Genomic DNA, 19,760 nt, shown 5'->3' with positions numbered 1-19,760 from the left:
ATGTGAATAAGCCCTGGCGATTGCCGGGGTTTTTTTTAGGTCTAGGAGAAAACATGTTTTACAAACTCGCGCAAAAAGTAATGTTTCAGATGGACCCTGAGTTAGCCCACAATATCGCGATTGGCAGTTTGAAAATGACCGGAAACAATCTGTTAAATTGTTTCTATCGTCAACAGGTTAAATCTGCTCCTGTAACCTGTATGGGACTGACGTTCCCAAATCCTGTCGGCTTAGCTGCAGGATTAGATAAAGACGGCGAGTCAATTGATGCTTTTCATGCAATGGGTTTTGGCCATGTTGAAGTCGGGACAGTAACACCACGGCCACAAGCCGGTAACGATCAACCGCGTTTATTTCGATTAAAACCTGCCAAAGGCATTATTAATCGCATGGGTTTTAATAATAAAGGTGTCGATAATCTGGTTCGTAATTTAATGGCCAAAAAGTCTGACATTATGGTTGGCGTGAACATAGGTAAAAATAAAGACACTCCAGTAGAGCAGGGTAAAGATGACTACTTAATTTGTATGGAAAAGGTTTATCAATATGCGAGCTATATTGCAGTTAATATTTCCTCTCCTAACACTCCTGGTTTACGTTCAATGCAATACGGTGAGTTATTAGATGACTTACTTAGCTCAATTAAAGCCAAACAAACTGAATTAGCCGCTAAACACGGTAAATATGTGCCAGTGGCGCTAAAAATTGCGCCTGATTTAAGCTCAGAAGAAATTAGCGCCATAGCTGATTCATTGATGAGTAATCAGTTTGATGGTGTTATCGCTACCAACACCACCTTAAGCCGCGATAATGTGGTTGGATTAAAAAATGCTGAAGAAATGGGTGGCTTAAGTGGCAAACCGTTGACGGATTTATCAACACAAGTGATCAAACAATTAGCGATCTGTTTACAAGGTAAGATCCCGATCATTGGTGTTGGTGGGATCAATAGTGCAGCAGATGCTTTAGCTAAATTTGACGCTGGCTCAACTATGGTGCAGATATACTCTGGTTTTATCTATCAAGGTCCTAAATTGGTTGATCAGATCGCTAGAGCTTATTGTAAAAAATAGTGACTAAAATATAACGTTATTGATCAAAAATCATGCCGCGATCGAATTTTAGATCATTCGATCGCGCTAACACTATGAAATTTATGTTATAATTTATAATTAAATTTTGATATTGGGTGAAAAATAAACTATTATGCACAAGTGTTCAACATTTAGGTGCAGATTGCCATGTTATTAATGCCAAACAAGGACTGGCATTGGGAATACAATGAAACTTGCAAGCAGCTAAGTATTTCATTGGGTTCCGAGATGGAGTTCTTAACCCCATACAAGACAAAACTATTAATTCCAGATGCGTTAACCGCAACTGAATTTAATCTTGAACACGCAAAATTCTACATTAAAATGCTCGAAACACTTCCTAAAGTGCTACACATCTCTGATGCAGGTATTGTACAAACCGCTTTAAATGCCACCGCTGCCCATTTTTTATTACAATCACAAATGCCCAAGTCTTGGTTTTTCGACGTGAGTGATGAGTGTGTTTATTGCGAAGTCGGTAAGTTATTTCAACTTAATTGTGGTTATTCAAAAGTATTAGCATTAGTGGTTGATAATGGCTTACAAGCCGCAACAGTGATGATTCTATCGCAATACTGTCAGTTATCAGACAGCAAATCGCTAGTACAATTCGACACCATTAAAGTGATGCATAATCGTTTGCACCCATTGCGTAAAGCCAGACAAGTCGTGGCAGCTTAATAAATATCATTGAAGTTAATGTGCGTAATAAAATAATGCCAAACATAGAGTTTGGCATTTTTGTTTTAGCTCATTTTCTTAAAAAAATTTAACTCATTTTACGCAGCACACTAAGCGGCGCAATACGTAATACCCAATGCAAAATAGCCCATGGATAACTCGGTACATAAGCATTAGCTTTCTCTTTTTGAATCGCTTTCACCATAGCTTTACAACCTGTCTCGGTGTCGACAATAAACGGAACCGTTTTAACTTTTTCATTAATTTCACTGCGAATAAAGCCAGGGTGTATACACGTCACTTTTATTGGTGTGTTCATCACATCGATACGGATACCTTCAGATAACGACGTTAAGGCTGCTTTTGTAGCCGCATAAACGGTCATGGCACGTCTAAATCCACGCACTGCACTAATCGAAGAAATAGTGACAAGATGGCCATTGTTTTGCTCACGAAAAATGGCCATCGCAGCTTCACATTGGGCTATTGCAGCAATAAAGTTAGTTTGCGCAGTTTGTAAGTTAGCTTCAAAAAAACCGCTACCAATTGCAGCACCTTTGCCCATTCCAGCATTAACAATGACGCGATCTAGTTGGCCTAATTCTTGTTTAAATTGACTAAATACTTCAAATACTTGTGGGTGGTCGTTCACATCAAGTGATTTAATTAACACCTGTATATTGGGATTAATCACCAATAATTCTTGCTTTAATTCTTCGAGGCGGTCTATTCGTCTAGCACACAAGGCTAGATTATGGTTTTGCTTAGCAAATTCAATTGCCATACCGCGGCCTAAACCTGAACTCGCCCCAGTGATTAATATGTTTGTCCGTTTCATAATGTGCTCTTTTTTTTGTTTTAATTGTTTTGCTAAATGTGTTGAGCATCGTCACTTAACGATACTCACAAAGTGAATATAACTTAAATTAAGCTGTGTAAATGGCGTTGCTCCCCATCAAAAAAGCTATGCTCATTTAAGGTAATTAAACTCAGTCGTTGTCGTTTTAACTGTAATTGGCTCACACCGCAATTAACTAGCTGTTTATTGATATTAAAAAATTGACCTTCTGGTACTGATAATATTTGCATTATCGCGGCACTAATTACGCCACCAGAGGTGAATACAAACACAGTGTCATTGTCATTTGTCTGCTCGATCAGTTGTTGTAATCCTTGGCTTACACGTTGAGTAAAGTGTTGCCAAGATTCGTTATAGTTATAGTTATCGTTAGCGTAATTTGATTGTTGTTGCCATTGCTCAATGGCTTGACTAAATAATTCGATAAAGACCCTGGTGGGTGAAGCTTGTTGTTGGAGGTAATGCTTCATCGCTTCTGGATTGGCTAAGTCTGGTCGATAAACCGCAATCACATTTTCATGGTCAAACTCATTCCAAAGAGTACTTATCTGTAATGACTCATTCAATAAAAGTGGTGACAACGTCGATAAACAAGCATCACGAGTTTGTTGATGACGAGTCATGTTGCCGCAAATAACATGCTTAGGTTGAATTAAGCGTTGGTTAAAATACTCACCCAAATGCCTTGCTTGGCTATGGCCTAAACTTGATAAGTTGTCATAGTTATTAGCGCCAAAGCTTGCTTGCCCATGGCGGATTAAATAAATATTCGCCACGGTTATCCTTTTTGCTTCATTGCACGTTTACAGCGCCACAACAAATAATGTGAAAAAATCCAAAATTGTTTGAATGCAGGGTTGCGTGTTTGTTTATGGTGATAGCGAAAATAAATTTGCTGCACTATGCCTGCTAAACGGAATAAACCAAATACTTCATAAAAGCGAAAATCTTCAATAGTGATGTCCATTTTGTCACAGTAATATTTCACCACTTGCTCGCGAGTGAGCATGCCATCAAGGTGTGTGGGTTGGCGGCGAGTCATTTGAGCTAAAAAGTCATCATCGGCTTCAACCCAATAGGCGAGGGTATTGCCCAAATCCATTAATGGGTTCCCCAGCGTCGCCAGTTCCCAGTCGAGTATTCCATTGACCTTACTGATGTCATTTGGATCTAACACTACGTTATCAAACCGAAAGTCATTGTGGGTTAGGCAAATGCTTTCTTGTGCTGGTTTATGTTGTTGTAGCCAAGTCATCACACTTTTACCAGAAGGCACATTCCAAGTTTTAGCTTGAGTGTAGCGCTGGCTCCAGCCATCAATCTGACGCTGAGTATAACCTTCGCCTTTGCCGATGTGGTTAAGGTTAGCGGCATCAATATTCACTTTGTGTAACTCGATTAAACAATCAATCACATTGGTGCAAAGGGTTCTGGCTTGTTGTTTATCGACTTTTAAGCCTTTAGGAAGATTTTGTCTTGGGATAATGCCATTGAGCTTTTCCATGACATAAAACTCAGTCCCTAAGACATTGTCATCATCGCAATGTACCAGCATTGCAGGCACATAAGGGTACACGGGTTTAAGTGCTTGCTGTAATCGATACTCGCGCCCCATGTCGTGAGCACCTTTGGCTTTGGTGCCTTTAGGTGCACGGCGTAAAATAAGCTCGCGATTAGCGTAGCTTAAACAGTAAGTCCAATTTGATGCACCGCCAGTGTACTGGGTTATGGTTAACTCACCTTCAAGCCCATTAATGTGCTGTTTTAACCACGGGTCGATAAGCGCTGCGTCAAGCTCCTCGCCGGTACGAACCGTTTTAGCTTTATCAAGATATTGTTGGTTCATTAAGCTTGTTCCTCCCTTAACAATTGCCTAAGACGCTGTGTTTGTTTTAACACTAGTTTAAAATACCAATGTAAAGGCAATAAACGTTTTAACTGATAAAGCCGTTTGCCTTGTTGATGTGTCAGTAATAGAAATTGTTTGTTCTTTTCGCCTTGATAGGCGATGTCTGCCACTTGTGTTGCATTGATAGGTGACTTATCAAATAGCTTACCCATGAGTTTTTCCATGGTTGGTAATTGGGTGCGTAAGCTAGTACCAAGATTTGTTTTAAAAAAGCCAGGGCATAACACGCTAACATTAATATTGTCATCGGCAAGTTCTAAGCGCAACGTTTCTGACAACGATACCACAGCCGCTTTTGATGCATTATAACTGGACATAAATGGGATTGGGGTTAAACCCGCTTGTGATGCCACATTCACAATACTGCCAACACCTTGTTGTTTAAAAAGCGGTACAAATTGCTGACACATGTTAACGATACCAAATAAGTTGATTTCCATAATCCAACGCCATTGCAACATAGGTTCAGCTTCTATTTTATCTGCAGAAGCCACGCCGGCATTATTGATTAATACATCGATATGTTGCCAACGCTCATTCAGTACTTTTACGAGGGCTGTAATGCTGTCTGTGTTAGTGATATCGCAAGGCACGAAAAAAGCCTTGCCTCCTAACGCTTCGATTTCTTGGCACACCTGTTCGCCAGCTGGTTGATTAATATCTGCAACGCACACTTCGGCATGCTGACTCGCCCATTTAAGCGCAAGAGCTTTACCTAAGCCCGATGCCGCGCCGGTGATCACCACATGTTGTTGTTCTATTGGTTTCATTGTTATCACCATTATTGGTACTTTGCTAACTCAAGACGCGACACCATGGCCATATGCACTTCATCCGGTCCATCGGCTAAACGTAAACTCCTTGCCATAGCTGCAAAACCTGCTAATGGTGTGTCATGGTTCATGCCTGCACCACCATACATTTGAATCGCCATATCGACGACTTGGGTCAGCATATTCGGGACAACCACTTTAATTGCAGAAATATCGGTCATGGCGTGCTTGACGCCTAAGTTATCAATTTTCCACGCTGCATTAAGTGTCAATAATCGAGCTTGCTCTATTGCCATGCGCGCTTGGGCTATACGTTCAAGATTACCGCCTAATTTGATAATAGGCTGACCAAAGGCGATTCGAGATTTACCGCGCTCAATCGCTAATGATAAGGCTCGTTCTGCTGCGCCAATCGCGCGCATACAGTGATGAATACGACCGGGGCCTAATCGACCTTGAGCTATTTCAAAGCCTTTACCTAAACCCATAATGACATTACTTTTGGGCACACGAACATTAACGAGCTCCATCTCACCATGGCCATAAGGTGCATCATAATCACCATAGGCTGTTAGCATACGTGTGATGCTGACCCCAGGCGTGTCCATCGGCACCAATACCATGCTATGACGTTGGTGTTTTGGTGCGTCGCTATGAGACAGTCCCATAAAGATCATGATCTTACTATTTGGATGGCCCAAACCCGTTGACCACCATTTGCGGCCATTGATGACAACATCATCACCGTCTTCAATAATAGTGGCTTGCATATTGGTGGCATCCGACGAAGCCACGTCAGGTTCTGTCATCGCAAATACTGATCGGATTTCGCCAGCTAGTAGAGGTGTTAACCATTGTTGCTGTTGTTGCTTATCACCAAAGTGATAAAGCACTTCCATGTTACCGGTATCTGGTGCATTACAATTGAAGATTTCTGGGGCCAGAAGCGATCGCCCCATTGCTTCAGCTAAGGGGGCGTATTCAACACAAGTCAGCCCTTTACCTAATGTGGCATCAGGTAGAAATAAATTCCATAATCCTAGTGCTTTTGCTTGAGCTTTAAGTGCTTCTATTTGCGGTAACAGTTGCCAACGAGTCCAATCGCAACTGTGATTGATTCGTCTATTTTCTGCGAGTAATTCAGCTTCAATTGGGAGGATATATTGATTAATAAACAACGTTACTTTCGCTAAATATTGTTGTGATTTTTCTGTAGCGTAGATATTCATTTAAGCATCCTGTGTGACGTAAGCCTCAGTTATTGTCAGTATGTGACCAAGCTATTGTTAAGGGTTCAGCATATCGCAGTATTTTGAGTGAATGAAATGAAATAACATGCTAGGTTGTAATGAATGCCATTCATAGATGTGTGTGGCAAATTCATTTAACAATAGAGGTCAAGATGGCAGATACTAAAGCAATTCAGCAGCTTGACCTTAATTTGTTGAAAATATTTGAAGCGCTTTATTCTGAACAAAACATGACTTTAGCGTCAAAGTCGTTGTTTATAACGCCATCAGCAGTAAGCCATGCGATAAAACGATTACGTTTAGTGTTAAACGACCCGCTATTTGTACGCCAAGGCCTGCAAATGCAACCGACAGCTGCTTGTCAACGTATGGCTCCGCAACTTATAAGTGCGCTAAATCGAATAAGGCAAATACTGCAGCAATGTGGGGAGTTTGACCCGCTTACTACGGAGCAAACTTTTAAAATAGCCATTCATGAGGCCCTAGAAAGCCAAATAATGCCGACGCTGATTAAGCAAGTTTCGCAGTTAATTCCGCATGCGAAAATAGCCAGTATGTCATTGTCTCGGGAAAATATAGCGCGTCAATTAGCCAATGGGGAGGTGGATTTAGCCATTGATGTTGCGCGAGCGGTGAATGCCCCTTTAGCTCACAAAACCCTATTGTCAGATCCATTTTGTGTGTTGATAGACCGTCGACAACATGCAATGTATTTAGAGCCTAGTACGAAGCTGACTCCAACCGACTATGCCAATGCTGAGCATGTAGCAGTATCGAGCAGGCCCACTGGCCGAGTAATGGAAGATATTTTGTTACAACAACAAGGTATTAATCGGCACATTAAATACCGATGCCAGAGTTACCAAACAGCCGCGAAAATTGTCATAGGGTCGCCTTTTATGTTGACCTTACCGCGCTCTTTAGCGGAGCAATTTACACATCCAGATTTACATGTGTGCACAATGCCATTTGAACTACCGGACATTGATACCCATTTATATTGGCACATGAATACTGAGACCGATCCCGCTTTTGTGTGGTTAAGAGCACAAATTGAGATGGTTATTGTTGCGAAGTAATCATCTTTATTGCGGAATAGAAACGCTATTGAGCAGAAATATCGATTGGCATATCGAACCAGATCAAGCTGCATTATTACGATAGATGCAGCATGGAGTAATTAAGGGTCCCTTTTTAGCCATTATAATAAAGTCTACTATATTTGTCGGTTGCGAAGCACTATCGTGAACAACTCATCAACAAAACACAGCAGTGATAAAACAGTCCTGTTACTGAGTCTATTTTATACTATAACTAACATTGCTGAGTTCGTGTCAGTTTTCATCTCATAACCATTTTAATAATAATCATAATGTCATGGTGCCTGTATGAACCCAATTAATATGTTTTTTCGTAAAACGACAATTGCAAACCGTTTATTAGGAATGTTGGCATTAGCAATCATTGCTACTGTTATCGTTTTCTGGTTTTCATTAACACGAGTTGAAAACGTGTTAATTAATGAAAAAGAAGCCAAACTGAATGCTTTGGTAGACATCGCTACCACCATCGCGGATAAATATTATCAAGATGCTCAGTCTGGAATCCTGAGCGAAGATGAGGCCAAAGTCATGGCTTTGGCAGCAATTGATAAATTACGCTATTCAGGCAATGAGTATTATTTCAGTATTGATACTCAAGGGACGATGATCCAACATGCTTTTGCAAAGCAATTGGTGAATACCAAGGTATTAGCAATGCAAGATCCAAATGGCGTTAAGCTGTTTGAACAAATGATCCAACGTACCGAACAGCAGGATTCAGCACGAGTAGATTACATGTGGAACAAACCACAACAGGAACAACCTAGTCCAAAAATGTCAGTGGTCAAGCGTTTTAGGCCCTGGGGATGGATTATCGGGACGGGTATCTATGTCGATGATATTCAAAATGATAAAAATCAATTTATTACGCAATACTTATTGTTATTGGCTCTGGTTTGGCTGCCTGTCATCTTATTGCTGTTTTTTATCATTCGCAGTATTTCAGGGCCGATGATTGAAACCATTAGCGCGTTTAAAAATATTGCCAAGGGCGAGGGGGACTTGACCTTACGTTTGTCTGAAGAGGGTAATGATGAACTCAAACAAATCGCACATCATTTCAATGCTTTTATTGATAAAATCCAGAAAGTCATTATATCTGTCAGCCACTCGGTTGATGAGTCGAGTCGCTTAGCACAAAATATGTCGACGATTGCACAGCAGGCCAATCAAATCTCATCTAACGTACAAGCCGAAACTGAGAATGTGGCAACCGCGATAAATGAAATGTCGATGACCGCATCAGAAGTGGCTTCTAATGCGCAACTGGCAGCAGACAGTACCCACCATGCTGATAAAGAGGCAGACAAATCTGCTAACGTTGTTGATAATGCGATGAAAAAAATATCTGAATTATCCAGTGAATTAGCCGCGACAGAAGAGGTTGCTAAAGGCTTACAAGTAAGTTCAAGTAAGATTGGTCAAATTCTGGATGTGATTGTGGGAATAGCAGATCAAACTAATTTGTTAGCGTTGAATGCTGCCATCGAAGCCGCTAGAGCGGGAGAAGCTGGTCGAGGTTTTGCTGTTGTTGCTGATGAAGTTCGAACGCTTGCTAGCCGAACTCAAGCTTCAACAAGTGAAATTAATCTTATCATCGACGCAATCAGAAGTGCCATTGACAGTGTTAATGCTTCTGTTGCTAGGGCTAAAGTTAAATCATCTGAAACGGTCAATGAAACTCAACAAGTTGTAGTTGCGCTTGAAAATATTAAGTCTTCAATTGAGCAAATATCGCAAATGAATGTTCAAATAGCAGCAGCCACAGAAGAGCAAAGCACTGTTATTGGCGAACTGAATATGAATATTACTCGCATCAATGACATGTCGTTAGAAAATCGAACTCAGAATGAGCTCATTAACAAAGGCAGTATGGATATAGAACAAGGTGCTATTCAGTTACATCAACTTGTAGACCAATTTAAAGTAAAATAACCCGTCGTTAGTCAGGTTGGTTCTATTAGCCTGACTAGCTTCCGTTCGAGATAATGAGTGATGCCCAAACAGCTCTTTATCTCACAGACTCTATAACTTACTATCGATGGTGTTTTCACTTGAAATAGCCATGTCATTGATATAGTAACTGACTGATGAAAAAATCATTATGAGTTAAATACATCGCAAGTTTGCGATAGCGGACTTGAAATAAATCCATTTTAGCGATTTATTTCACCTGTTCACTCAAGTTGAGGTTACTTATTCTCTCAGAAATAGATTCAATTATTTCAGCAGTACTAGTGTGATATTTGCACCATAATGTTGATGACATCTTGATATGAGATATTGTACTGGCGTGAGAGGTTAATTATCTTAGTTTTATAAGTTTGAATATGCTCTTGTTTAAGCAGGTTTACTTGTTTCTGCTCAACAATAGTATTGACCGTGTCTTGCAAGATTAATAAACGGCGCAAACTGAAATCCAACGAGTCAATATACGCTGTCATTTGCTGCTTATTACGGGCATTTTCAAGGTTTGTGGTAGTGCGTTGTTCGAAGTCTAACTCATCAAACGCATCCATCATTTTCTGTAAATTTAAATCTTCACTCATAAGTATGATTTTTTACGTTATTTTTATAAATTATATTCATTTTTATTGAATAAGTCACTCTTTAACTTGATTTGTGGGTATGTTGATATAGTAAGTTAACGGTACTTTTTGAGTGTAATAATATATCGTTAACAATACTTGTTGAATATACTCATTCTCGGTAACCTAAGATTTTGATCTACAAGGAGGAGTCATGTTAGATCTATTGCCAGACTTATTTGATCACTACCCTGAACAATTGACGTTGTTGTCAAATCCATGGAAAGCATTCGGCGCAAAATCGATATTCTATGGTGAAGTCGTGACCGTTAAATGTTTTGAAGACAATTCAAAAGTAAAATCTGAATTAGCTAAAAAGGGTCACGGTAAAGTATTGGTTGTTGACGGAGGTGGCTCAACAAGACGTGCATTGCTTGGCGACATGATAGCCTTAAGTGCATGTGACAATGGTTGGGAAGGTATTATCATTAATGGTTGTATTCGTGACGCTGGAACCATTAACACCATGTTAATTGGTGTGCAAGCTTTAGGCGCTAATCCCATTAAAACTGACAAAAAAGGCGTAGGAGAGGTCAATGTCACAATTGAGATTGCTGGCATCAGTATTTCTCCTGGAATGATGATCTACGCAGATTTAAATGGTGTTGCTGTCAGTAGGCAGGCACTGGATTTAGCTATTTTAACTTAAAATAGCGACAGACAAGGAAGCAAAAATGAAACTAATAAAGTGGTTGTTAGCAATAGTGCTAACGTTAGTGATAGGTGTAACTGTCTACCTCACAATGTTTTTCGATTTAAATAATTTTAAACCGCAAATTGTCGATGCGGTAAAAAATCAAACTGGCCGTGATTTACAAATCAGCCAAGATTTAAGTTGGAGCGTGTTTCCCTCTTTAGGCATCAAGCTTGGGGGCATTTCGTTATCGAACCCAAATGGGTTTACCCCAGCTTCGATGCTTGATGTTAATGAGGCAGTGGCTAATGTGGCGTTGATGCCATTATTTAGCCAACAAATTGAAGTTGATTTATTAAAGCTTGATGGCTTAACACTCAACTTAGTCACTCAAAAAGACGGCAAGACCAGTTTTGATGGTTTGACTGCTGAAACATCGGCAGAAAAACCGCAATCAACCTCAAGCAATTCAGAAGCGATGTCTTTACAGACCTTAGATATTGGCGGCATTGAACTTACCAATACGAATATCAATATTATTGATATGGCCAGCAATACCACTCAAACCTTCAGTCTAAAAAGTTTTACTTTAGGACAGTTCAGCCTAGGACAATTCGCTGATTTTGCTTACGAGTTTTCAGCGACACTGCCTGATATGCAGTTAGCGTCATCTGGGCAAGGCAACGTTAAAGTCGACCAAGCATTGCAGAATGTCACGATTAATGATTTTGACATGGTGCATAAAGCCCAAGGCGATAGCTTGCCAGGCAAAGCGATTACCGCAGAGCTGAGTACACAAATGACGATGGCATTAGATGCAAAAACCATTGAGCTGCAATTGACTAAAATGTCAGCTATGGACTTAGCTGCCACTGGCGATATTAAGATTAATTATGGTAATAGCATTCCTAAAATTGCGATGAATCTTGATGTTGGCGATATTGATGTCGATGCATTACTGCCAAAGCAAGAAGGCGATGCGAAAGAAACTGAGGCAACATCTGAAACTGCGTCAACTCAAGAACCTGATTTATCGGCATTAAAGAGTATAGATTTAACTCTAAACTTAACCGCTAAATCAATTAAAGTCAGTAATATGTTAACGCAAAATTGGCAAATGAAAATGGCCATAAATAAAGGTGTATTAACGTTATCGTCGCTGACTGCCGATTTATATGAAGGTAAGCTAGTACTTAGCGCTAAGCTTGATGGTCGTAAAGCGGTACCAACTTATGTGTTTGATAAAAAATTAACTGGTGTGCAAATTCGTCCGTTATTAATCGATGCTGCTGAAGTGGATTTACTTTCTGGAACAGCGAGTTTTGAAGTTAAAGGCAGCGGTGCCAGTTTGATTGCTGATAATCTAAAAAACAATCTTAATGCAGAGGGTCAGTTTGAAGTAGCAGATGGCTCGTTGTATGGGGTTAACATTCCACAGATGATCCGTAGCGCGCAGCAAAAATTGAAAGGTGATTTATCGGCAGATAAGAAAGAAGAGCTGAAAACCGATTTTACCAGTTTGACCGGTAGTTTCACGATGAAAGATGCTGTTGTGACTAACCCTGATTTAGCGATGGCTTCACCGTTAATTCGCTTAAATGGTAAAGGCACAGCAAACATTGCCACCGAAGCGTTGGATTACACCTTAACAACCAGTGTCGTTGGGTCATTATCAGGACAAGGCGAAGCTGCTGATGAGTCACTGAAAGGTATCGACATTCCGTTAACTATCAAAGGTACATTCCAAGAGCCTAAGTTTGGCATTGATACCAAAGCGTTATTGGAAGGCCAATTTAAAGATGAGGCTGATAAAGCTAAAGAAAAGCTAAAAGAAGGATTGTTTAAGAAGCTTGGAATTTAAATCATCCATTAATGACAAGGGCTGTAGGTGCTTCGATATGAATAATACTACAGCCTTATTCAAAGCGGCTTTGTTACTGCTATACGGTTTGCCGTTAACTAACCTCAACTCGGTGTAAGAAGTGGGATATGTGAGTCGAAATGACAATATTTAGCCTATTTTATATCAAACTTGTCATTTGTTTTGCTAACAAGGCGCATTGGTACGTCAATAGCTAACCTATTGCAAGTCAATGCAACACAGTTAGCGAGACAAAGGACTGTTTTATAACCGTTTATTATCCCGAGTCGAGGTTATCTAGGCTAAAAATGGATAGTAATGTACAGTAATAACAGTATGGTTAGCCTAATCAAATTATTGAACACTGTGAACCAGTGGATTTATTAATGCGAATGTTATGCCATAAAAAAACGGACAAGTGTTCACTTGTCCGTTTTTTTATGGCTGAAATTAACTGAGTGTTTAACTCATACCAATAGCTATTTTAGCCTTTGTTCATTAATTGTGCCTTATTGGCAAAGCTAACTAGCTATTGGTCATAATCAATTTCAGTATCTGTCCTGGTTGGATCAATTTACTGTTTTGTAAACTGTTCCATTCGATTAACTCTGCAACGGTAACCTTATATTTAAGTGCTATACGCGCTAAAGAGTCACCTGATTGTACGCGATAGCTAACCGTTTTATCATTGCTTGCAGTGAGAGAGGCGACTTCATTAGGAAAAATAACTAATGATTTGCCAATGGCTAACGTGGATTGTTTTTTAAGATTATTCCACTTCATTAGTTGTGCGACGGTCACTTGCTGTGACTGCGCTATCTTCCATAATGAATCACCAGATTTAATGGTATAAGCTTGCTTGTTCGAGCTTGATTTAACCACGGTTCTACGCGCGAGTACTTGGTCTGCGGTCATGGTGACGAGATCGGGATCTTTTGCCGCAACAGGAATAATTAAAAAACGACCAGCAACAATATTATTGCCTTTAATACCGTTACTGCTTCTTATTAATGTTGCAGTGGTTTCAAATTGGTCGGCAATTTCACTGATGCTGTCACCAGATTTAATTTTATACCGAACCCAGTTAATACGGGAGTTTGGTTCAATAGTGGCTAATGCTCGTTTAAAGGAAGCCGCTTTTTCACTAGGTACAATCAATTGATGTGGACCTTGTGGGGCTGTTGCCCAGCGCTTTAAACCTGGATTAATCGCTTTTAAATCATTTATGTCAATTTGAGCCAAATCAGCAGCTAAGTTAATGTCGAGTTGGCTTTCAATATTGACTACCTCTATCTGAGGTGAATTATCAATAGGGATTAAATTGATACCGTACTTGTCTGCATGTTTAATGACATCGGCCAATGCTAATAACTGAGGCACATAATGAGCTGTTTCCCGAGGCAGCGATAGTGACCAGAAATCTGTCGATTTTCCACGGGCCTGGTTATGTTTTATTGCATTGAATATTCGACCTTCACCTGAGTTATAAGCGGCAATGGTATATAACCAATTGTGATCCATTTTGGCGTAGAGGTATTCCATTAAATCTAAAGCAGCTTTTGTCGATGAGGCAACATCACGGCGTCCGTCATACCACCAATTTGTCTTTACACCGAACGACATGGCCGTTGGCGCGGTTAATTGCCATAATCCCGAGGCATCACTTGGTGAATAGGCGAGTGGATCAAAGCCACTTTCAACAATAGGTAACAATGCTAGCTCTAAAGGTAAATTACGCTTTTTTAACTGTTCGACAATGTAATACAGATATGGCTGAGCACGTTGAGTCACGATTTCTAAATGCGTAGGATTCTCGATGTACCATTGGCGGTATTGAGCCACTAAAGCATTATCGACAACAGGAAAGCGCATTTGATTGCCGATCATGAGCCATAAATCGTTAACTTGAGCAACTTGTTCTTCAATTTGATCAAGGGTTACGGTCGCTGATTTTTTGTTTTTAGCGTTAGCTGTAACAGCGTGGGTTGTACTATCAGAACTTGGCTCTGCAGTATGGAGTGTCTGGCACCCCGTTATAGCCAGCATACTGCCAGCTATAATAATCAAGTTTGCTTTCATTTGAAGATACACTTCCTCAAGTTCTCAGGGCGTTAAAAAAAGGGCGAACATACCAAATGCCTATGAGACTCTTTTGGTCATGCTTTAGTTCAGTTTGGCATTGTAGATTAAATTATTTGGCATGTCTTATTAAAGTGTTTTCATGTTAATCTAAAATTGATTTTTCCATTCCCTTAACAATGTAAATGTCTGAATATCATCTATATTTGTTATTTTGTATTCTGTTGATATTGCGACTTGAGTCTCATTTAGATGACAACGTAGGAACGGGTTTATGGCTTTTTCTGTCGCGATTGTGCTAGGTATCGTTGGTATGTTTTGTGAGCGTAATTGGCCAACTTTGTGGGCATAATCAATCAACTGTGAATTATTTGGTGTGACATGTAAGGCGAAATCGACATTGGATTGTGTGTATTCATGAGCACAAAAGACTTGGGTTTGGTCGGGTAAGTTTGCCAGCATAGTTAACGATTGCAGCATTTGTGTCGGTGTGCCTTCGAATAAACGTCCACATCCGCTACTGAATAAGGTATCGCCACAAAATAATTTATCATCAATATAATAGGCAATATGACCTAAAGTATGCCCAGGAACTGCCATCACTTGGGTAAGCCCTAAATGAGGTATCTCAATATTTATATCCGATGAAACGGTTAAAGGATGGGTTAAACCATCGATAGGTTCGTTACTCGGACCATAAACAATAAGACGGTTGTTGAAGTGCTGTTGCAGTTGTTTTATACCGCCGGTATGGTCGCTGTGATGATGAGTAATGAGTATGCCGACTAAATTAAGTTCTGTTGTAGCTAGGTAATCGATAACACTTTGGCCGCAGCCAGGGTCAACTACATAAGCATCAAGGCTACTTGTTTGATGAATTAACCAGAGGTAGTTGTCATTAAAAGCTGGAATGGTATGAACGTTAAGCATAATCTGACTCGAGTGATGATTGACTATCTGTTAGGGTAACGGATATCGTTAAATAACTTCAAGTGAAGTTATCCTAAAAGTATCAATGATGGTTAGCTGAACATTAAATGAGCTATGGTAAAGTTGATGGGTTGAGAGAATATGACATTTTTGCAAAGTAATCGTTGGCGGGCTCCATGTTAAAACCCCTTATTTGGCAAGATTTACCTTTTGGTGAATTATTGCAAGCTGAGATTGAAGCAAAATTAGCCCCATGGTGGCCGCGAATATTTGGCTATCATTTACTTAAAGCAGGGGCGTTAAGTAGCCAGTTAAACAGTTTACATTGCAGCATAGCACGGCATTTTTCTGTTTATGATGGTGCAGATGCGAGTATTCAAGCCGATCCGCATCATTTACCTGTACAGCAAAGTGCAATTGATGCGGTGTTAAGTTGTTTTCTTTTAGAATTTGAATCAGACCCTTATCAAATTTTACGAGAGTTCGACAGAGTGCTCATTAGCAGTGGTTATATTTTTATTGTTGGTTTTAATCCCATCAGTCCGGCTTTTATAGGCAAAATATTGCCTAAATATCAAACTCAGTTACCTTGGAACGGGCAGTTTTTTATGCCATCAAGAGTTAAAGATTGGCTTGGGTTACTGGGATATAAAGTACTAGCAGATGAACGGTTAATGTACCATTCGTTATTAGGGCACCGCGGAGTCAACACGCCTAATCAACCGAGCAAACCTCAACAAGCACCATTGTGGCAAAAAAGTATCGCCAACTGGCTACCTAGTACTGGCAGTGTTTACTTAATCGTGGCTCGAAAAATGACGACGCCACTTACACCGATTAAAGATAAGTCGAAGGTCAAAGCGCCTAACTGGTCAACGGCGCCATCGGCAGGTCGTACCGGGTTAACTCACACTCCGAGTATTGAGACCCAGACATTAAACAATTCAAAATCATAAAAAGTAACCTCAACTCGTTTTAAGAGATGAGGTCCGTAAGCCAAAATTAGAAGAGTTGAGCTATTTCATAGCAAAATATTACTTTTGCTACCAGGGCTGATTGAAGCGGTAATATCTAGCTTATTGCAAGTCAATGCACCCCGTTAGCGTAGCAAAGGACTTTTTGATAACCAGTGATTATCCCGAGCTAGAGTTAAATAGCGATGACCTCACTATTCTGGGTTATAACCTGTATCAGCTTGTCGAGGCTTAGCTTCAGCCGCTTTGCGTGCTAATACATCACAACGTTCATTTTCAATGTGGCCGGCATGGCCTTTTACCCAGTGCCAGTCGATCTTGTGTAATTGACTTACCGCATCTAGACGCTTCCATAAATCGACATTTTTAACTGGTTGTTTAGTTGAGGTTATCCAGCCCTTTTTCTTCCAACCATGGATCCAAGTCATAATACCTTGGCGCATATACTGGCTATCGCTGGTTAAAATAATATTACAGGGTTCGTATAAGGTTTCTAACGCGATAATTGGGGCTAAAAGTTCCATACGATTATTGGTTGTTAATGAGAATCCATCGGCGATTTCATGTTGCTGATGTTTATATTTCATTACCACGCCATAACCGCCAGGTCCTGGATTTCCTAAGCAAGAGCCATCAGTAAAAATATACAGCTGTTTGAGTTCGGCCATCAAGTTGTTACCATAGCGAAATATTCGCGCCAGTATACTCAATTTATACAAAGGCGAGGGCTGAATGAGTAAAAAATATGAACATTATTTCTAGTGCAAGTCGTCAAGTGATCCTCGATACCGAAACTACCGGTATGAACCAAGCGGGTGGACCGATTTATGTGGGCCATCGCATTATTGAAATTGGTTGTGTTGAAGTGATTAATCGTCGCTTAACAGGTCGAACGTATCACCAATATATTAATCCTGGTCAAGCGATTGATGAAGAGGCAATTCAAGTTCACGGTATTACCAATGACCGTGTTGCCAACGAACCGCGTTTTCATCAAATAGCCAAAGATTTTATCGATTTTATCGATGGCGCTGAAATTGTCGCTCATAACGCCAACTTCGACGTGAGCTTTATGGACCATGAGTTTTCAAAACTCAATCCAATTGGGCCTAAAACCAAAGAGATTTGCAGTATCCTCGACAGTTTAGCCATTGCAAAACGTCTGCATCCAGGCCAAAAAAACAATCTAGATGCATTGTGTCGACGTTATGGTATCGATAATGGCCGCCGTACTTATCACGGCGCATTACTCGATGCGGAAATTCTTGCTGATGTTTACTTAATCATGACAGGTGGACAAATTAAGTTTAATTTGTCCAATGAAAAAGCGGGTCAAGAAGGTGGCGGAATTAAAAATATCGATCCGGCGGCGTTTAATCTTAAAGTCGTTGGTGCATCAGCCGATGAAATACTATTACACGAACAACGACTTGATCTCATTGCGAAGTCAGGTAAATGTCTCTGGAGAGGGTAAACCAACCTTTATGAGTGCCACTCGCGCCGGTTATCTTGCTATTTCATGTTTATTGTTGCTGAGTCTTATCTTTGCTTGGCAACCTAATGCCCAAGCTGCAATGGTCAATGCATCGCAAGCAGCAGAACTTAAAAATCGTTTTCGAATCGATTATATGGTTGATCATTTAACGTTAGTTATCCAACGAAGCTATGGTTCTGCGCCTGTCGTGGTGATTTTACCTGATGGCAGCAAATGGTACTCAAATCGTCATCCTCAAACGGTAAAATGGGTAGATGGTATTGCTGCCGATATGATTTATATCGAAAAACCGATGCCAGGGCCTTGGCAGTTATTAGGCAGTGTGGTTGAAGGATCGACAATACAAAAAATCTCTGCATTAGACATTGCTGTGCAACCATTACCGCAACCACTTTATCAGGGTGAAAGGTTAAAAGTTACAGCAAGACTCTTGGGTGATAATTTAACCATGAGAATGCCGGGTTTGGAGTATATGGTCGAATGGACTGCACGTTTTACCAGTGCGCATCTTCCAACTGACGACAATTTCGCAACGGGTACCATTATTGTTGGTGCTTATAAAGACAATGGTGAATTGTTGGACGAAACACCTGACGATGGCATCTTTACCGGAAGCCATAATTTACAACAACCTACCGGTCATTATGTACTCAATGTCACTGCACGAAATAATGTCTTTGAGCGTGAATATGTGATGCCGTTTGAGCTCTTGCCACAACCAATCAAAGTCAAAATGGTACCCAATAGCGATCCATTAAAAGGCATATGGCAGATACAGTTAACGGTTGATGAATCTGTGGTGAAATTAGCAGAAACTCATTTTGAGTTTGACTTAGTCGGCCCTGCTGGGTTGTTGCTGCCTATTACCTTGCAAACCATGACCAGTGCAGATCAAATTCTATACTTACCTAAAGTGACTGAGTTTGGCAGTTATCGTGTTAAAGGCAGTGTGGTTTCTACTACGGTTGATGGCCGAGAAATTGTGCTCAATTTACCTGAAATGTTTTTTAATTTAGTAGAGCCCCCAGCTCCAGTCCCAACAGTTGAAGAACTTGCTGAAAAAGCGGCCATTCAAGCAGAAATTGAAGAGAAAGTCGCTAAAGACGATGCGATGTTCTGGATTATTACCATTAATGGCATACTTTTTTTCGTTGGTATTATTGGTTTGGTTATATGGCGTAAAAAACAAACGCTGGCAAAGGCGATGGCTGCGGCGGAAGAAAGGTTAAAGCAAAATCCAGTAAATGAAGATAAACCTAAAGACAGTATTCTAGAAAGCGTCGACTTAGATGATATTGATTTGAGTATGCCAGATGATAAAAACTAAGCCACTGAAGTGAGTGGTTTTTGTACTAAAACTTGATAATTGTACATTTTTTAACTAAATGAGCGAAAACAATTAAAAAACTGTTGACGATTAATTATCACAACTTTATTATTCATCGCACTTGTGTGGAGCGGTAGTTCAGTTGGTTAGAATACCGGCCTGTCACGCCGGGGGTCGCGGGTTCGAGTCCCGTCCGCTCCGCC

Annotated in this window: 18 protein-coding genes and 1 tRNA gene; 10 read left to right on the top strand and 9 right to left on the bottom strand. The window is 40.3% G+C overall.

Annotated elements, in window-relative coordinates:
• The first annotated feature begins 53 nt into the window (after positions 1 to 53).
• Positions 54 to 1,073: a quinone-dependent dihydroorotate dehydrogenase gene (gene pyrD / locus AAEY97_RS04325; RefSeq protein WP_101086989.1), complete on the top strand. Its 1,020-nt coding sequence runs from the start codon at positions 54 to 56 to the stop codon at positions 1,071 to 1,073.
• Positions 1,074 to 1,241: 168 nt separating this feature from the next.
• Entirely contained in the window at positions 1,242 to 1,775 is a 534-nt protein-coding gene (locus AAEY97_RS04320; RefSeq protein WP_011637675.1) for a cell division protein ZapC, read from the top strand.
• An 88-nt stretch (positions 1,776 to 1,863) separates the two neighbouring features.
• Here the strand turns inward: AAEY97_RS04320 and AAEY97_RS04315 are convergent, their stop codons facing one another.
• The 5 genes from AAEY97_RS04315 to AAEY97_RS04295 all read right to left on the bottom strand — a co-directional run bounded on the left by AAEY97_RS04315 (position 1,864) and on the right by AAEY97_RS04295 (position 6,545).
• Entirely contained in the window at positions 1,864 to 2,613 is a 750-nt protein-coding gene (locus AAEY97_RS04315) for an SDR family oxidoreductase (protein WP_182743771.1), read from the bottom strand.
• 83 nt (positions 2,614 to 2,696) lie between these two features.
• Positions 2,697 to 3,410: a histidine phosphatase family protein gene (locus tag AAEY97_RS04310; RefSeq protein WP_350996842.1), complete on the bottom strand. Its 714-nt coding sequence runs from the start codon at positions 3,408 to 3,410 to the stop codon at positions 2,697 to 2,699.
• Between the two features lie 2 nt (positions 3,411 to 3,412).
• Complete coding sequence (locus tag AAEY97_RS04305; protein ID WP_350996839.1) at positions 3,413 to 4,480, bottom strand: phosphotransferase family protein; 1,068 nt, start codon at positions 4,478 to 4,480, stop codon at positions 3,413 to 3,415.
• Positions 4,480 to 5,313, bottom strand: coding sequence for an SDR family oxidoreductase (locus AAEY97_RS04300; protein ID WP_101086993.1), 834 nt, complete (start codon positions 5,311 to 5,313; stop codon positions 4,480 to 4,482). Before AAEY97_RS04300 ends, AAEY97_RS04305 begins: the two co-directional genes overlap by 1 nt.
• Positions 5,314 to 5,324: 11 nt before the next feature.
• Positions 5,325 to 6,545: an acyl-CoA dehydrogenase family protein gene (locus tag AAEY97_RS04295; protein ID WP_350996836.1), complete on the bottom strand. Its 1,221-nt coding sequence runs from the start codon at positions 6,543 to 6,545 to the stop codon at positions 5,325 to 5,327.
• A gap of 173 nt (positions 6,546 to 6,718) precedes the next feature.
• Here AAEY97_RS04295 and AAEY97_RS04290 point away from each other — a divergent pair, with 173 nt between their 5' ends.
• On the top strand, positions 6,719 to 7,645 hold the full coding sequence (locus AAEY97_RS04290; RefSeq protein ID WP_174839640.1) for a LysR family transcriptional regulator: 927 nt from the start codon (positions 6,719 to 6,721) through the stop codon (positions 7,643 to 7,645).
• Between the two features lie 309 nt (positions 7,646 to 7,954).
• Positions 7,955 to 9,604, top strand: coding sequence for a methyl-accepting chemotaxis protein (locus AAEY97_RS04285; protein ID WP_350996833.1), 1,650 nt, complete (start codon positions 7,955 to 7,957; stop codon positions 9,602 to 9,604).
• Between the two features lie 299 nt (positions 9,605 to 9,903).
• Here AAEY97_RS04285 and AAEY97_RS04280 read toward each other — a convergent pair whose 3' ends face one another.
• Positions 9,904 to 10,218 carry a hypothetical protein gene (locus tag AAEY97_RS04280; protein WP_101086997.1) on the bottom strand — a complete coding sequence of 105 codons (315 nt, stop codon included), beginning with the start codon at positions 10,216 to 10,218 and terminating at the stop codon, positions 9,904 to 9,906.
• Between the two features lie 193 nt (positions 10,219 to 10,411).
• On the opposite strand from AAEY97_RS04280, the gene AAEY97_RS04275 reads away from it, so the two are divergent.
• Together AAEY97_RS04275 and AAEY97_RS04270 are read left to right on the top strand one after the other, a co-directional pair.
• Positions 10,412 to 10,906, top strand: a complete 495-nt coding sequence (locus AAEY97_RS04275) for a putative 4-hydroxy-4-methyl-2-oxoglutarate aldolase (RefSeq protein ID WP_101086998.1) — start codon at positions 10,412 to 10,414, stop codon at positions 10,904 to 10,906.
• 25 nt (positions 10,907 to 10,931) lie between these two features.
• The gene (locus AAEY97_RS04270; protein ID WP_350996830.1) at positions 10,932 to 12,752 is read left to right on the top strand and encodes an AsmA family protein; all 1,821 of its coding nucleotides are present in this window, start codon (positions 10,932 to 10,934) and stop codon (positions 12,750 to 12,752) included.
• Between the two features lie 525 nt (positions 12,753 to 13,277).
• Here the strand turns inward: AAEY97_RS04270 and AAEY97_RS04265 are convergent.
• Positions 13,278 to 14,831: a lytic transglycosylase gene (locus AAEY97_RS04265; RefSeq protein WP_350996827.1), complete on the bottom strand. Its 1,554-nt coding sequence runs from the start codon at positions 14,829 to 14,831 to the stop codon at positions 13,278 to 13,280.
• A 150-nt stretch (positions 14,832 to 14,981) separates the two neighbouring features.
• Positions 14,982 to 15,761 (bottom strand): hydroxyacylglutathione hydrolase, encoded by a 780-nt coding sequence (gloB, locus tag AAEY97_RS04260; protein WP_350977990.1) that lies wholly within the window; start codon positions 15,759 to 15,761, stop codon positions 14,982 to 14,984.
• A gap of 176 nt (positions 15,762 to 15,937) precedes the next feature.
• Between gloB and AAEY97_RS04255 the strand changes: the two genes are divergently transcribed.
• Positions 15,938 to 16,717 (top strand): methyltransferase domain-containing protein, encoded by a 780-nt coding sequence (locus AAEY97_RS04255; RefSeq protein WP_162023269.1) that lies wholly within the window; start codon positions 15,938 to 15,940, stop codon positions 16,715 to 16,717.
• 212 nt (positions 16,718 to 16,929) lie between these two features.
• Here the strand turns inward: AAEY97_RS04255 and rnhA are convergent, their stop codons facing one another.
• Positions 16,930 to 17,403 (bottom strand): ribonuclease HI, encoded by a 474-nt coding sequence (gene rnhA, locus AAEY97_RS04250; protein WP_101087003.1) that lies wholly within the window; start codon positions 17,401 to 17,403, stop codon positions 16,930 to 16,932.
• Between the two features lie 77 nt (positions 17,404 to 17,480).
• Here rnhA and dnaQ point away from each other — a divergent pair, with 77 nt between their 5' ends.
• From dnaQ to AAEY97_RS04235, 3 genes are all read left to right on the top strand, one after another.
• Positions 17,481 to 18,209 (top strand): DNA polymerase III subunit epsilon, encoded by a 729-nt coding sequence (dnaQ, locus tag AAEY97_RS04245; RefSeq protein ID WP_101087004.1) that lies wholly within the window; start codon positions 17,481 to 17,483, stop codon positions 18,207 to 18,209.
• A gap of 10 nt (positions 18,210 to 18,219) precedes the next feature.
• Positions 18,220 to 19,557 carry a TIGR03503 family protein gene (locus AAEY97_RS04240; RefSeq protein WP_182743765.1) on the top strand — a complete coding sequence of 446 codons (1,338 nt, stop codon included), beginning with the start codon at positions 18,220 to 18,222 and terminating at the stop codon, positions 19,555 to 19,557.
• Positions 19,558 to 19,684: 127 nt separating this feature from the next.
• A tRNA-Asp gene (locus AAEY97_RS04235) sits at positions 19,685 to 19,758 on the top strand.
• Positions 19,759 to 19,760: the final 2 nt, after the last annotated feature.

It is taken from the genome of Shewanella sp. TB7-MNA-CIBAN-0143 (genome assembly GCF_040310065.1).
In the GTDB taxonomy this organism is placed as follows: Bacteria; Pseudomonadota; Gammaproteobacteria; order Enterobacterales; family Shewanellaceae; genus Shewanella.
The sequence above is the reverse complement of the archived record's forward strand: the minus strand, read 5'-3'. Positions and strand labels throughout refer to the sequence as shown.